The sequence below is a fragment of the Enterobacter sp. 120016 genome, assembly GCF_018383635.1.
GTDB classification, from domain to species: Bacteria; Pseudomonadota; Gammaproteobacteria; order Enterobacterales; family Enterobacteriaceae; genus Enterobacter; species Enterobacter asburiae_D.
Genome location: NZ_JAHAWC010000002.1, coordinates 355151 through 370162, shown reverse-complemented (window position 1 = coordinate 370162; position 15012 = coordinate 355151). Strand labels below are relative to the sequence as shown.

Annotated in this window: 12 protein-coding genes; 3 read left to right on the top strand and 9 right to left on the bottom strand. The window is 57.5% G+C overall.

The window, feature by feature from the left end; all coding sequences use genetic code 11:
• Positions 1-30: 30 nt before the first annotated feature.
• The 3 genes from yeiB to KIF87_RS05945 form a co-directional block, all read right to left on the bottom strand.
• A complete protein-coding gene (yeiB, locus tag KIF87_RS05955; protein WP_213328185.1) occupies positions 31-1188 on the bottom strand; it encodes a DUF418 domain-containing protein YeiB in 1158 nt (385 codons plus the stop codon).
• Positions 1189-1207: 19 nt separating this feature from the next.
• Positions 1208-1876 carry a GTP cyclohydrolase I FolE gene (gene folE / locus KIF87_RS05950; protein ID WP_008500927.1) on the bottom strand — a complete coding sequence of 223 codons (669 nt, stop codon included), beginning with the start codon at positions 1874-1876 and terminating at the stop codon, positions 1208-1210.
• A gap of 102 nt (positions 1877-1978) precedes the next feature.
• Entirely contained in the window at positions 1979-3127 is a 1149-nt protein-coding gene (locus tag KIF87_RS05945) for a YbfB/YjiJ family MFS transporter (RefSeq protein ID WP_032658970.1), read from the bottom strand.
• Positions 3128-3265: 138 nt separating this feature from the next.
• Here KIF87_RS05945 and fghA point away from each other — a divergent pair, with 138 nt between their 5' ends.
• Positions 3266-4093, top strand: a complete 828-nt coding sequence (gene fghA, locus KIF87_RS05940; RefSeq protein WP_213328184.1) for an S-formylglutathione hydrolase — start codon at positions 3266-3268, stop codon at positions 4091-4093.
• A gap of 103 nt (positions 4094-4196) precedes the next feature.
• Here fghA and cirA read toward each other — a convergent pair whose 3' ends face one another.
• The 3 genes from cirA to yieE all read right to left on the bottom strand — a co-directional run bounded on the left by cirA (position 4197) and on the right by yieE (position 8908).
• Positions 4197-6167: a catecholate siderophore receptor CirA gene (cirA, locus tag KIF87_RS05935; protein WP_213328183.1), complete on the bottom strand. Its 1971-nt coding sequence runs from the start codon at positions 6165-6167 to the stop codon at positions 4197-4199.
• Between the two features lie 224 nt (positions 6168-6391).
• Entirely contained in the window at positions 6392-7861 is a 1470-nt protein-coding gene (locus tag KIF87_RS05930; RefSeq protein WP_213328182.1) for an amino acid permease, read from the bottom strand.
• A gap of 180 nt (positions 7862-8041) precedes the next feature.
• A complete protein-coding gene (gene yieE, locus KIF87_RS05925; RefSeq protein ID WP_023312476.1) occupies positions 8042-8908 on the bottom strand; it encodes a DNA-binding transcriptional regulator YeiE in 867 nt (288 codons plus the stop codon).
• 97 nt (positions 8909-9005) lie between these two features.
• Between yieE and KIF87_RS05920 the strand changes: the two genes are divergently transcribed.
• The gene (locus KIF87_RS05920) at positions 9006-10052 is read left to right on the top strand and encodes a YeiH family protein (RefSeq protein ID WP_213328181.1); all 1047 of its coding nucleotides are present in this window, start codon (positions 9006-9008) and stop codon (positions 10050-10052) included.
• A gap of 64 nt (positions 10053-10116) precedes the next feature.
• Entirely contained in the window at positions 10117-10974 is an 858-nt protein-coding gene (gene nfo, locus KIF87_RS05915; protein WP_213328180.1) for a deoxyribonuclease IV, read from the top strand.
• Positions 10975-11021: 47 nt separating this feature from the next.
• Here nfo and fruA read toward each other — a convergent pair whose 3' ends face one another.
• The 3 genes from fruA to fruB are packed head-to-tail and all read right to left on the bottom strand — an operon-like array spanning position 11022 to position 14792.
• Entirely contained in the window at positions 11022-12707 is a 1686-nt protein-coding gene (gene fruA, locus KIF87_RS05910) for a PTS fructose transporter subunit IIBC (protein WP_023312479.1), read from the bottom strand.
• Between the two features lie 16 nt (positions 12708-12723).
• Positions 12724-13662 carry a 1-phosphofructokinase gene (gene fruK / locus KIF87_RS05905; RefSeq protein ID WP_023312480.1) on the bottom strand — a complete coding sequence of 313 codons (939 nt, stop codon included), beginning with the start codon at positions 13660-13662 and terminating at the stop codon, positions 12724-12726.
• A complete protein-coding gene (gene fruB / locus KIF87_RS05900) occupies positions 13662-14792 on the bottom strand; it encodes a fused PTS fructose transporter subunit IIA/HPr protein (protein WP_023336356.1) in 1131 nt (376 codons plus the stop codon). The genes fruK and fruB overlap by 1 nt, the downstream gene beginning before the upstream one ends.
• Positions 14793-15012 lie beyond the last annotated feature (220 nt).

Genomic DNA, 15012 nt, shown 5'->3' with positions numbered 1-15012 from the left:
CCGTTTTGTTAATGATTGTGATCCAGATCGTTATCTGGATGTGTTCCTCAATGATACCCCTGAAGCATGTGCGGTTAACTGACGCCACACCCACTCCAGCGGTCCCTGGCGGAAGTAACGTAGCCAGAGAACAGAAAACGCCAGGTTAATCACCCAGACCGGGATAACAAACGCCAGCAGCGCGAGGCGGTCGAATTTCATAAACAGGCCAAAGCGATAGAAAAGCGTGGTGCATATCAGTGTTTGCAGGAGGTAATTGCTCAACGCCATGCGGCCCACGCAGGCGATGGCGCTGACGATCCACAGGCGGGAAAGCGTTGGCCAGAAGCCATAGATCAGCGCCGCGTAGCCGATGGTCTGGAACGGTGCGCTCAGCTCGCGTGGCACCTGGAGCAGGAATGCGCACCAGCGGTAATCCCAGTGGATGTGCCACTGCGTAATGACCGCCGGGAGGTTAATCAGCACGCCGAGCAGCACCAGCCCGGCACCCGTTCGCCGATAGTGACGCAGGCTGAATTCGCCTTTCAGCCAGCCGGTGCGCATCAATGACGCGCCCATCAGCATCATGCCCGCCAGCTGCCAGCCGTATTGCGCCCCCAGCGCAAGGAGGTTATCCCCCAGCATATCCGCGCGGTTGCTTATCGCTTCCGTACCGCCCTTCAGCTTCCAGTACTGTTCGTACTGCAGGTTAGCGGCATCCGGGATCCAGGCACGGTTTGTCGCCTCGCCGGAGATCATCCCCAGCAGCAGCAATACGGCAAGCCCCATGACGTAGAGCATCGCGCCGGTGTTAAACAGGCTTTTTACGCTGTGCGCATCGCGAATGAGACGCCAGCAGATAAGCCCGACTAACCCATACGCGAGAAGAATATCGCCATCCCAGAAGAACAGGCCGTGGATAAAGCCGAGGAGAACCAGCAGCGTCAGGCGCGACTGGATCCAGCGCGTACCGCGTTTGAGGAGCAGTTGCAGACCGGCACCAAACAGCAGGGCAAACAGGGTGAGGAATTTAACCTGCGCGAAGAGATCGAGGACGGCCCACGTCCAGGCATCACTGCGTGTGATGTCGCCATACCAGGCAGGATTGAGATAAGCCGCCTTCGGCAGACCGAAGGCGCTGATATTAAGCAGCAGGATACCGAGAATGGCGACGCCGCGAACAAAATCGAGCGTGACGTTTCGCTCCATGGTTCCTGCCCTGTAAGACTTAGTTGTGGTGACGTACCGCGCGCAGGAACTCCTGGCGGGTATTCTGGCTCGATTTAAACAGGCCGCCCAGCGAGGTTGTTGTGGTCGCACTGGTTGCATCACGCACGCCGCGCGCCTTCACGCAGTAGTGAACCGCGTCGATAGAGACGGCCACGTTATTGGTGCCCAGCAGCGTTTGCAGCGCGGTCAGGATCTGCTGCGTCAGACGCTCCTGCACCTGCGGACGCTGGGCAAAGAACTGCACGATGCGGTTGATCTTCGACAGGCCAATCACCGTATCTTTTGGGATATACGCCACGGTCGCTTTACCGTCGATGGTCACAAAATGGTGTTCGCAGGTGCTGGTCAGCGTGATATCGCGTACCGTCACCATCTCATCCACTTTCATCTTGTTTTCAATGACGGTGATTTTCGGGAAGTTGGCGTAATCCAGCCCGGAGAAAATTTCGTCGACGTACATTTTCGCGATGCGGTGCGGCGTCTCCATCAGACTGTCGTCACTCAGATCGAGATTCAGCAGCTCCATGATATCGGTCATATGACCGGCAATCAGACGCTTGCGGGTTTCATTGTCCAAATCCTGTACGGGCGGACGCAGTGGCGTTTCAAGACCGCGCGCAACCAGGGCTTCGTGGACCAGGGCAGCTTCTTTACTGAGTGATGACATTTTGTTCTCCTGCAGGTGTGGCGTCTTTTGCCCTCGTTGTGGCAAAAGTATGCGCTCATTGTGCGTGAGGCGGCGCACATAATCCAGTATTCACGACGATAATTATTGCAATTGCTGTTGCCTTTCAGCGCGACGATTCCAGACCAGGGCTCCCCCGACGAACAGCGCAACGCCCGCCAGCCCCAGCGCGGGCTCCAGCCGGTGGGTAAGCCAGGTTGATAACGCCGAGGTCATCGGGCCGATCAATTGCCCAATCGCATACCCGGTGGTGAGCAGGCCTGCCATATAGCGCGTGTGGTTTGGCGCCAGCTCGCGACCGTATAAAAGAGAGAGCTGAACGGCACACAAGAAGCCGCCACCCACCAGCAGCCCGCCCGTCAGCAAACCGCCAATCCCCGGCAGCAGCCAGGCCGCCAGCACGCCAGCCCCCTGTAACCACAGCACGATAGCCAGCCTGCGGTTAGCCGTTGAGGTGTGGCGTAAAAGAATACTGAGCGCAATGCCCACCACGGCGGCGATACCAAAAATCGGCCAGACAAACTGGGCAAACAGGCTGCCGGGAAAACGCACCGCCGCCATTTGCGACAGGAAGGTCGCCGGGAGGATATAGCCAAACCCGGCCAGGCTGTAGCTCCAGACCAGGCGCTTTAAATCCGCCGTCAGCACCAGCGGCTCCGGCGCGGTGCCGGGGCGATGGAGCTGGCCGGATCGCGGAAGGTAGCGCGCCACCAGCGCAATCAGCACCAGCGCCAGCACGCCGTAGATTTGCCATGCCGCCCCGGCCGAAAGGGATTTTGCCTGGATATAGACGGCGAGTAGCCCGCTCAGGGCAATGCCCGCCCCCGGTCCGGCAAACACCGCAGCGCTCAGGCCCGGTTTACCCAGCTGCCCCAGCCGTTCGTTGGTCCAAGCGGCAATGAGTACCATCGACCAGCCGCTCATGCAGCCAATCACGAAGCGCAGCAGGCCGTGCACGACGGCGTTATCTGCCGCCGCGGAGAGTAGCGTTAGCGCAACCGCACCGGTGATGCCAAGCCAGAGGCGCGTTTCCACAAAGCGGTGCGCGCGCATGGCATCCCATGCGCCCACCAGATAGCCCAGATAATTCATCGCCGCGACCAAACCCGCGCTGGTCAGCGTAAGCTGCCCGGCAGCAATCATGAGCGGCACCTGAGGCGTAAAGGCAAAGCGCCCTATCCCCATCGCCACCACCAGAACGACAAACCCACTGAGCGCAATACGCAGCGCCATGACGGCTCCAATTGTTAAATAAAAGTAAATTTATGATGCAGCATCTCGCCGCCTGGCGAAAGTGAAAGTTACTCACAGGTCAATGAAAAGGCTGTATTATGGTTTTTATGAATACGCATTCTCATTAAGGAGCCCTGCATGGAACTGCTCGAAGAGCACCGTTGTTTTGAAGGTCGACAGCAGCGCTGGCGGCATGACTCCACCGTCCTGAACTGTGCGATGACGTTCAGCATTTTCCTGCCGCCGACGGAAAATCCACCGGTTCTGTTCTGGCTGTCAGGCCTGACCTGCAACGACGAAAACTTCACCACCAAAGCAGGCGCGCAGCGACTTGCCGCCGAGCTGGGCATTGCGCTGGTGATGCCTGATACCAGCCCGCGTGGCGATGATGTGGCCGACGATGCAGGATACGACCTGGGCAAAGGCGCCGGGTTTTATCTGAATGCAACCGAGCAGCCCTGGGCGCGCCACTACCGCATGTATGATTACATTCGCGACGAGCTGCCCGCGCTGATTCAGTCCGGGTTTGCGGTAAGCGATCGCTGCGCCATCAGCGGACACTCCATGGGTGGACACGGGGCGCTAATCATGGCGCTAAAAAATCCGGGAAAATACGTCAGCGTGTCGGCATTTGCGCCAATAGTGAACCCAACGCAGGTGCCGTGGGGGCAGAAAGCCTTCACGAACTATCTGGGTGAAGATGAAGCGAATTGGCAGGAATGGGACAGCTGTGCGCTGATGCTGGCCAGCAGCTCGGCAAATGCGATCCCGATGCTTATCGATCAGGGCGATGCGGACCAGTTCCTCGCCGGACAGCTGCAGCCTGCGGTGTTTGCCGAAGCCGCGCGCCAGAAGGACTGGCCGCTGACGCTGCGCATTCAGCCGGGATACGACCACAGCTATTACTTTATCGGGTCCTTTATTGAGGATCATCTCCGCTTCCATGCGGAGCATTTGTTCGCGTAAGTGCGGCCTTTATTGCCCGGTGGCGCTTTGCTTACCGGGCCTACGGGACTGTGCCCTTATGTAGGCCGGGTAAGGCGCAGCCGCCACCCGGCACATGACCTCATCAGAACTTATAATCCACACCGACAAAGTAGCGACGGCCATCTTCCGTGTAGCTGTAATCGTCACGGCTCAGATCTTTATCCAGCAGGTTCTGCACGCCCGCGCGCAGCTTAACGGCTTTCGTTACCTGCCATGCCGCACCGGTATTCCAGATCACGTAGCCACCCGGCGTTGGTTCACTGCTGGTCAGCGCGCGTTTCTCACCGGTGTAGTTGCCCTGAACATAGAACGACCAGTCCTGCGTTGCCTTCCAGTCAACGGTTCCGTTGGCGGTATGGAACGGCAGATCCGACAGCGGCTTGTTACCGCCGTTGCTGATGTCACGACCGTCGTTGTAGGTGTAGTTCAGCGTCACTTTCCAGTCGTCCGCCAGCGGGACTTTCAGCTCGGTCTCCACCCCGCGGATGCGCGCCTTGTTAACGTTGTAGTAGCGGAAAATCGGTTCACCGTCCGCATTCAGTCCAACGTAGTTAGGGTAGCCCTGGGCCTGTTTCGCATTGGCCGTACGGCTGATGCTGATGCGGTCATCCACATTATTCTGGAAGGTGGTGACGCTGGCCTGCACGCCCTCTAACCAGCCCTCTTCCCCGCTGTAGTAGAGACCGAATTCGAAACTCTCGCTGGTTTCCGGTTTCAGATCCGGGTTACCGACAATCTCACAGGCACCGCGACACGAGCCGGTAACCCAGTCCGGGCTCAGCTGCAGCAGCGACGGCGCTTTAAACGCGGTGGCCCAGCCCCCTTTCACCGTTACGGTATCGGTCGCGCTGTAGACCAGATAGGCTCGCGGACTCCAGTGATCGCCGTAGGTATCATGGTCGTCCATACGGATGCCGGTGGTCAGCGCCAGAGGTTCAAAGATACGCCACTCATCTTCAAGGAACAGGGCATACTGGCTTGTCGACGTGCTGCTGCTGGAACCGCCCGTCAGGTTGACCGGATCTTTCAGCTTATCGTGGCGCCATTCGCCGCCGAAGGTCAGCAGCTGGTTGATTTCGCCCAGCGGCAGCACGTATTTTCCGTCCACCGCGTTGCTCTCGGAGGTAATCGGATTGCTGTTGCCCGGGTTTTTGTTATCCACCTTTTCGCCGTAAACCTTCAGCTCGCTGTTGCCGACGCCCCAACGACCGTTGTGGCTGAGAGAGTAGTTCTGACGCTCAAGGCGGTTTTTGTCGAGGGAATCCGAGTCGCGATCCTGACGGTCGAAACCGTAGCCCGCCGTAAAGTCGTGATTTTCAGACGGTGTCCAGGCGAACTCCACATTCGCATCGCGGCTGGTGAAGCCTTCAATGCGCGGCGTTTCACCGCTCGCCGTAGTGGAGGATTTCTGCTGACCGTCTTTCTCACGCTTCGCGAGGCTACCGTAGGCCTTCAGCCCCAGCAGGCCATCCACCAGCGGACCGCTGGTATAGAACTGGCCGTTATACGTGTCTCCACGGTCGCGGTGTTCCTGAACCGTGGAATCGGCGCTCAGGGTGCCCGTCCATTTCTGGCCGATTTTTTTGGTGATAATGTTCACCACGCCGCCCAGCGCATCGGAACCGTACAGAGAAGACATCGGTCCGCGCACCACTTCGATGCGTTCGATGGCGTCAACCGGCACCCAGTTGAGGTCGAAATCATTATGGCGGAATACTGCGTTACGCGAGTTAACGCGCTTGCCGTCGACCAGGATCAGCGTATAGCTGCTGTCCAGTCCACGAATACTTACCCCTTTACGGTTGTCCCCTTCGCTCGTGAGCTGAACGCCCGGCACCTCCCGTAACACATCTTTCAGATTCTGAACGGGTTTGCGCTGCAAATCTTCCTGGGTAATCACGCTGATGCTTGCCGGTGCGTCTTTCAGGTTTTGCTCGGTCGCGGAGGCCGTTACAACCATTGTGTCGCCGGATTCCGCTGCGATAACAGGCAGGGCCAGGGACATTGCGGACGCACAAAGTCCTCCCCTGACGAAGGGATTCAACCTAAACATTCCATATCTCCATGAGGTAAATACAACTAAATCAAATCATCATTGCTCACAGCGTCTTCCCTGCCGCCCACGTCTGCGGTGGGTCGGTGACACGCTTATTTTTGATAACGATAAAGCAAACGATAATTATTATCAATTAAATTGTTAAGAAATATATCTTTGTTTCAGCCTGCAAGAATAAAAAAACCCGCTCGAATGAGCGGGTTAAAAGAGAGGAAGTGCGGTTATTGTTTAAATCGTCCCGGGAATTCCATTTCACTGTAGCGAACGAATTTTGTTCCTTTCGTCAGCTTGTAGCCAAACCAGATGACGAGGAACAGCGGAATACCAATGTAGGTCGCCGTGACGGCACCCCAGTCAATGGTGTCCGCCAGGAACGCTTCATAGTTCTGTCCAAGCGTAATGATCAGGCACAGAATGAAGGCGAAAATGGGACCCAGCGGGAAGAAGCCGGAGCGATACGGCAGCGAGTTAATATCGTGACCCTGCTTGACGAAGCCACGGCGGAAACGGTAGTGGCTAATGGCAATCCCCAGCCAGGCAATAAAGCCCGTCATCCCGGACGTGTTAAGCAGCCACAGGTACACCGTCTGGTTGCCAAACATGGAGGTCAGGAAGCACAGACCGGCAATTACCGTGGTGGCGTACAGCGCGTTACGCGGCACGCCGCCACGGGACAGCTTCGCGAAGATACGCGGGGCTTTACCGTCACATGCCAGCGTGTAGAGCATACGGGTGGACGCGTACATCCCGGAGTTACCGGCAGAAAGCACGGCCGTCAGGATAACGGCGTTCATCACTGCCGCGGCTGAAAGCAGACCGGCGTGCTGGAAGACCAGCGTGAACGGGCTGACGCTAATGTCTTTTACGTCATTACGCAGCAGGCTTGGATCGGTGTACGGGATGATCAGGCTGATAATCAGGATAGCGAACACATAGAACAGCAGGATACGCCAGAATACCTGACGGACCGCGCGCGGAATATTTTTCTCCGGGTTCTCTGACTCACCGGCGGCGATACCAATCAGCTCGGTCCCCTGGAAGGAGAAGCCGACAATCATCGCCACGCCAATCATCGCCGACAGTCCACCGGCAAACGGCGCATCGCCTATCGTCCAGTTACTCCAGCCCACAGGTTCAGCGCCTTTGAAAATACCAACGATCATCGCCACACCGACGACGATAAAGATGATGACGGTTGCCACTTTGATCAAAGAGAACCAGTATTCCGCTTCGCCGAAACCGCGCACGGAGATGTAGTTCAGCAGGAAGATGACGGCCAGGAACAGGGCACTCCAGATCCAGCCCGGCGTATCGGGGAACCACCAGTTCATCACCAGCTGTGCGGCGACAAGGTCAACGGCGATAGTGACCGCCCAGTTGTACCAGTAGTTCCAGCCCAGCGCGAAGCCAAAGCCTTCTTCAACGTATTTTTGACCGTAGGTCGAGAACGAACCGGATACCGGCATGTACGCGGCCAGTTCGCCGAGACTGGTCATCAGGAAATACACCATCAGGCCAATCAGGATATAAGAGAAGAGCGCCCCACCCGGGCCTGCTGCCGAAATCGTTGCGCCAGAGGCAACGAAAAGACCTGTACCGATTGAGCCGCCAATGGCGATCATCGTCAGGTGACGCGCCTTGAGTTCACGACGTAGCGTGGGCGCTTCTGTGGTTTTAATTTCTGAAACCATATGAAAATGCTGTCCATTTAATAAATGAGGCGCGATTGTAGCAGACGATCCGCGTTCCTTCCGGCAGAAATACTCAGTTATAAGAGAGCTTCATGACTCGGCCAGGATTATAAGTAAAGCATAAAAATGTGGGGTGACAGGCGCGCGTAGCCCCGGTAAGCGAAGCGCCACCGGGGAACGTTAAATGGCGCAGTAGCGCAGAAAACGCTGCAGCGAGCTGGAAAGGTGTTTCTGGCGGTGATGGATGCACCATAGCGTGCGCACCAGCTTCGGCAATGGAACCGGGATTTCAACCAGCGACCCCGTCTCAAGCTGTTCGGCAATGACGCGCCGGGAAAGACAGCTGATCCCCAGGCCATGACGCACCGCGTGCTTGATGGCCTCAGAGTTCCCCAGCTCCATCCCTAACTGGAAATGCGGCAGATGGGAAAGCAGCAGATAATCGACAATTTCACGCGTGCCGGAGCCCTGTTCGCGCAGGATCCACTGCGCCTGTGCCAGGCGCTCCAGCGTCACCTCGCCCTGCAATAACGACGAGGCTGGGGACGCAAACACCACCAGCTCATCTTCCAGCCAGGGCTCGGCAATGATATCCACGTTGTGGCACGGCCCTTCAATCAGGCCGATATCCACGCGGAAATCGATCACCGCGTTGATAACGTCCTGGCTATTGCCCACGCTCATCTCCAGCGGCAGGGTCGGGAAATCCCGGCGGTAGCGGGCAATCACTTCCGGCAGAATGTAGTTCCCAATGGTGCTGCTGGCATAGACGCGGATCGCGCCGTTGTCTTCGCGGAACAGCTGTTCGATTTCGATAGCCTGCTCCAGCAGCGCCAGCGCGCGTGGATAAAGAAGACGACCGTGCTCGTTGACCACCAGACGCTTCCCTACCCTGTCGAAAAGCTGAACGCCCAGCTGTCCTTCAAGATCGGTCAGCGCCGCGCTGACCGCAGACTGCGAGAGCGCCAGCATTTGTGACGCCTGGGTCGTCGAGCCGCTTTTCAGCACCTCGGCAAACACTTCCAGCTGACGCAATGTAATGTGCATGGTTGCTTACCACTTATATAGATTGATTATAAGTATATAATCAATTTTATTTTTAAGCCAGAGCGCCGTAACCTTTAGCCAGACAAAGGAGAAGGTTATGTCAGAAATCACCTTACAACATCATCGTACAGTGTGGCACTTCGTGCCGGGCCTCGCGCTTAGCGCAGCAGTGACCGCCGTAGCATTATGGGGCGGCAGCATCCCGGCTATCGCAGGCGCGGGTTTTAGCGCGTTGACGCTGGCCATTTTGCTGGGCATGGTCGTGGGAAATACCGTTTACCCACATATCTGGAAATCCTGCGACGGCGGCGTGATCTTTGCCAAACAGCACCTGCTGCGTCTCGGGATCATCCTTTACGGCTTCCGTCTCACCTTTTCGCAGATTGCGGACGTGGGCGTGAGCGGAATTGCCATCGACGTCCTGACCCTGACCAGCACCTTTTTACTGGCCTGCTTTATCGGCCAGAAAGTCTTTGGCCTGGATAAGCAAACCAGCTGGCTGATCGGTGCCGGGAGCAGTATCTGTGGGGCGGCGGCGGTGCTGGCAACAGAGCCCGTCGTAAAAGCCGAAGCCAGCAAGGTGACCGTGGCGGTGGCAACGGTGGTGATCTTCGGTACGCTGGCGATCTTCCTCTACCCGGCAATGTATCCGCTGGTGGCGCACTGGTTTAGCCCGGAAACCTACGGCATCTACATCGGTTCGACCATGCACGAAGTGGCTCAGGTGGTGGCGGCAGGACATGCCATTAACCCGGAAGCTGAAAACGCGGCGGTGATTGCCAAAATGCTGCGCGTGATGATGCTGGCACCGTTCCTGATTTTCCTCGCCGCGCGGGTTAAGCAGCTGGCACCGACAGGCGGCAGCGAGAAAAGCAAAATCACCATTCCGTGGTTTGCGATCCTGTTTATCGTGGTGGCAATTTTCAACTCCTTCCACCTGCTGCCGAAAGCCGTTGTCGATATGCTGGTGACGCTGGATACCGTGCTGCTGGCGATGGCCATGGCGGCGCTGGGGGTCACCACACACGTTAGCGCGCTGAAAAAAGCCGGTGCCAAACCGCTGCTGATGGCGCTGGTGCTCTTCATCTGGCTGATTGTCGGCGGCGGTGCCATTAACCTCGCGGTGCACAGCCTGATGGCATAAACCATCTCGTCCTTCTCCTGCTAACCCGCTATCATAAGCGTTTCCGGTTAGCAGGAGTTTTTTTATGAAATATGTTGGAGCGCACGTCAGCGCTGCAGGTGGCCTTGCGAATGCCGCCATTCGCGCCGCCGAAATCGAGGCGACCGCTTTCGCCCTGTTCACCAAAAACCAGCGCCAGTGGCGCGCCGCAGCGCTCACCGCTGAGGTGATTGATGATTTCAAGGCTGCCTGTGAGAAGTATCACTACGGGCCAGGCCAAATCCTTCCCCACGACAGCTACCTGATCAACCTCGGTCACCCGGTTGAAGAGGCGCTGGAAAAATCCCGCGAGGCGTTTCTTGATGAAGTACAGCGCTGCGAACAGCTGGGGCTGACGCTGCTGAACTTCCATCCGGGTAGCCATCTGATGCAAATCGATGAAGATGCCTGCCTGGCGCGCATTGCCGAGTCCATCAACATCACGCTGGACAAGACCAAAGGCGTCACCGCGGTGATTGAGAATACTGCCGGTCAGGGCAGCAACCTCGGCTTTAGGTTCGAACATCTGGCGGCGATCATCGACGGCGTGGAGGATAAATCCCGCGTTGGCGTGTGCATTGATACCTGCCACGCGTTTGCCGCCGGTTATGACCTGCGCACCACCGAGGCAACGAAAAACACGTTTGATGAGTTCGAGCGCATTGTGGGCTTTAAGTACCTGCGCGGCATGCACCTGAACGATGCAAAAAGTGCGTTCGGCAGCCGCGTTGACCGCCACCACAGCCTGGGTGAAGGCAACATCGGCCACGATGCGTTCCGCTTCATTATGCAGGACGCCCGCTTCGACGGTATTCCGATGGTGCTGGAAACCATTAATCCGGACATCTGGGCAGAAGAGATTGCCTGGCTGAAGGCACAGCAACCCGCTGAACAGGCGGCATAAAAAAAGCCGGGTGCATAATGCTACCCGGCTTTTTTGTTGTTTATCGCTTACGCTGCTTTTGCCACAACTTCCGCTTCCGGACGTTTCAGCACCGCGTAAGAGAGACCCGCCACCAGCGTACCGGCAACGATGGCCAGCAGATAGCCCAGGACCGGGGTGATGGCGCCTGGGATCAGCAGCACAAACAGACCGCCGTGCGGTGCCATCAGCTTCGCGCCAATCGCCATGGAGATTGCACCCGTTACCGCACCACCCGCGATACAGCACGGCAGAACGCGCATTGGGTCACGTGCTGCGAACGGAATCGCGCCTTCGGTAATGAAGCACAAGCCCAGAACCAGCGCCGCTTTGCCGCCTTCCTGCTGTGCTTTATCGAACTTACGACGGGCAATAATCGTCGCCAGGCCGAGCGCCAGAGGAGGCACCATGCCTGCCGCCATGATGGCTGCCATCGGCGCGTAGGTCTGGGTACTCAGCAGGCCAACACCAAAGGCGTACGCCGCTTTGTTCACCGGACCACCCATGTCGGTACACATCATGCCACCGAGGATTGCACCCAGCAGAACCGCGTTCGCGGTACCCATGGTTTGCAGCCAGTGGGTCAGACCCGCCAGGATGCCCGCAACCGGCTTACCAATCAGGTAAATCATCGCCAGACCGACCACCAGGCTGGAAATCAGCGGGATGATCAGAATCGGTTTCAGCGCTTCCATACTCTGCGGCAGCTTGAGCTTCGAGCTGATGAGCTTCGCGACGTAACCGGCCAGGAAGCCCGCGATAATCCCGCCGATAAAGCCAGAACCGGTGCTCACGGCCAGCATACCGCCGATAAGGCCCGGCGTCAGGCCAGGACGGTCAGCGATGGAGAAGGCAATAAAGCCCGCCAGTACCGGCACCATCAGAGCGAAGGCTGAGCCACCGCCGATCTGCATCAGCGCAGCCGCCAGCGTCCCTTGCTCTTTAAACGCGGTAATACCAAATGCGAACGAGAGGGCAATACACAGACCGCCCGCAACCACCATCGGCAGCATGTAAGACACACCGGTCAACAGATGACGATAGGCGCCTGCAGACTCTTTCTTACCTTCCGTCGCGGTTTGACGCGCGCCGGTTGCCTGATACGGCTTCGCTTCTACCAGCGCTTTATCAAACTCCTGCGCGGTCTTTTTCAGCGCCAGGCCAGTAGACGTACGGTACATTGGCTTACCGGCAAATTTCGCCAGGTCCACTTCGATATCCGCCGCCACGATCACCAGATCGGCCTCAGCCACTTCTTCTGGGGTGATAGCGTTACCGGCACCGACGGAGCCACGCGTTTCAACTTTTACCCACCAGCCGCGTTTTTTCGCTTCGGTTTCAATGGCTTCAGCTGCCATAAAGGTATGAGCCACGCCCGTCGGGCAGGCCGTCACCGCAACAATGCGTTTCGGACCCGTGGCCGCAGCCGGTGCCGTCGCGACAGGCGCGCTGTAGACAGACGCGTGACCTTTCGCTTCGCTCAGGAACAGTTCCGGATGTGCCACCGCGCGATTAATATCGCCCAGCCACACTTTTTTGCCGTTCAGCGCACTGTCAGCCGGGATTTTGTCGCCCAGTACAATGGCCAGTTCCGCATCGCCTGGATTATCGATAATGTCCAGATGTGCTTTTTGTGCCGCCGCGCCCAGCAAGGTCTTCGCCATATAGGCGCGGGCCTGTCCGAGACCGGAGTCAATGATCAGCAGCGTTTTCATTATTCCTCTCCTGCTGTTAGTTAAAAGGTTTTAAGTCAACGCGCGCCATCATCGCGGCTAACTGGGTACGATCGGTAATGCCGACATTGCTCTGGCTTACGGCCAGGGCAGCAACGGCGGTGGCAAGACGTAAAGTATGTTCACTGGATTCACGCATCAGCAGGCCATAAATCAGGCCGCCAACCATGGAATCCCCTGCGCCAACGGTGCTCACAACTTCCATTGACGGCGGTTTGGCGATCCATTCACCAGACGCGTTAACCCACAGCGCGCCTTCTGCACCAAGAGAGATCACCACGTGAGCGATACCCTGCTCGCGCAGCGCATGGGCAGCGTCAATCACATCTTTTAATTCTGGCAGCTTACGACCCGCCCAGATCTCCAGCTCGCGGCGATTCGGCTTCACCAGCCACGGCGACGCTTTCAGACCGGCAACCAGCGCGTCGCGGCTGCTGTCAAAAATGATGCACGGGCACTGGCTGCGCAGGCGCGTCATCCAGTCGGTAAACGCTTCCGGGCTGACGCCGGACGGCAGGCTGCCGCTGACGCAGACCATGTCAAACTGACCAAGCCAGGTCAGAGAGTCGTTAACAAAACGCTCCCAGTCTGACGGCGTCACTTCGAAGCCAGAGAAGTTCAGATCGGTCACTTCACCGTCTTTCTCCGTCAGCTTAACGTTGATGCGGGTACGGCCCTGAACAATCTGAAAACGGTTGGCAATGCCCAGCTCGCTGAACAGCTGCTGGAAACCATCCTGGTTATCTTTACCGAGGAATCCACCCACGGTGACGTCGATACCGAGATCCTTGAGCACTTTCGCGACGTTAATCCCTTTACCCGCAGCATGCAGGCCAGTGGTACGCACGAGGTTGACTTCGCCGCGCTCAATTTCCGGGCAAAATCCTACCAGGTCATAAGCCGGGTTCAGCGTAATAGTCGCAACACGTCTGCTCATTATGCGCCCTCCCCCAGACCCGCCGCGATGGCGTCGCCAATCGCTTTCAGCGCCTGTTCAGCATCGGCACCCTGCGCGGTGAAACGCAGACGGTGGCCTTTCTTCACGCCCAGCGCGACAACTTTCATTAGACTACGGCCGTTGGCCGGTTTGCCCGTGCCATCAAGATTCGCCACGGTGATCTCACTCTCGAATTGTTTAATGGTATTCACCAGCATGGTGCCTGGACGGGCATGCAGGCCGTGCTCGTTACGTACCACGAACTCAGCGGTCTGCACGTCTTCAGTCGGCGCATCATCACTGGTCAGCAGTGCCAGCACGGTGGAGGCATCAGCGTTCAGCAGTTTTTCAGCTTTGTTGTTCAGCAGCAGATCGCCCAGACGCTTCAGCACGGAAACCGGCTGATCGTCATTCATCGCCACGGTCACCAGCATGGCCGCGCGCTCGCCTTCCACGTCAAACGCATTGGCCGCGCGGCTCACGGCGATAGCGCTGCGCAGGTTGCCTTCAGCACTGTCGTTCAGCCAGATACCCTGACCCAGATTCAACGGTTTATCGTTAATCACGCGCGTCACAAACGTGGCATCCGCCGCGCCGGCTTCTTTCAGACGACCCGCGTTCAGCGCCTGCAGCGTCACCAGATCGGAGGCAGCCACATCCAGCGTCAGCGTTTCATTATCCAGTTTCAGCGCTTCGCTCTGTTTTTCGCCCATCAGCAGGGCGCGCAGCTCTTCAGCTGTGGTGGCGGACTTAAGCTGTTCAGCCACGTCGTCATCGCTCAGGACATGCGTCAGCTGACGCAGCAGGCCTAAGTGTTCATCGCTACTGGCCGCGATACCGATAGCCACGTAGGCCACCTGACCGTCGCCCCAGAGCACGCCCTGCGGGAACTGATAAACCTGAACGCCGGTTTTCAACACCTGATCGCGGGTGTCGGTTGTGCCGTGCGGAATGGCAATGCCATTGCCGAGGAAGGTTGAGGTCTGCTGCTCGCGGGCCAGCATGCCGTTGACATAGCCGTCCGCGACGTTACCCGCCTGCACGAGCGCAGCGGCAACCTGGCGAATAGCCTCTTCTTTATCCCCGGCCTGAGCGCCCGGGTGGATATCCTGAACAGATAACTGGAACATGGTTCTCCACTCCTGCTGAACTTGAATCGTTTCAGCTTTAATGAGAAAAAATGCGCTAGCCTGCTCCGTTTGTTAAAACAAGATAGCGCTGAAACGTTTCAAAAAGTCTTGCGCTTTCTGCAATGTCTTGCAAGTAAACTCGTATTTCCGATCTCAGAATTTAGAGATACAGCACATTTCTTCTTCGTTCAGCTGAATTTTGCTGAAGTTCAGCAAGACA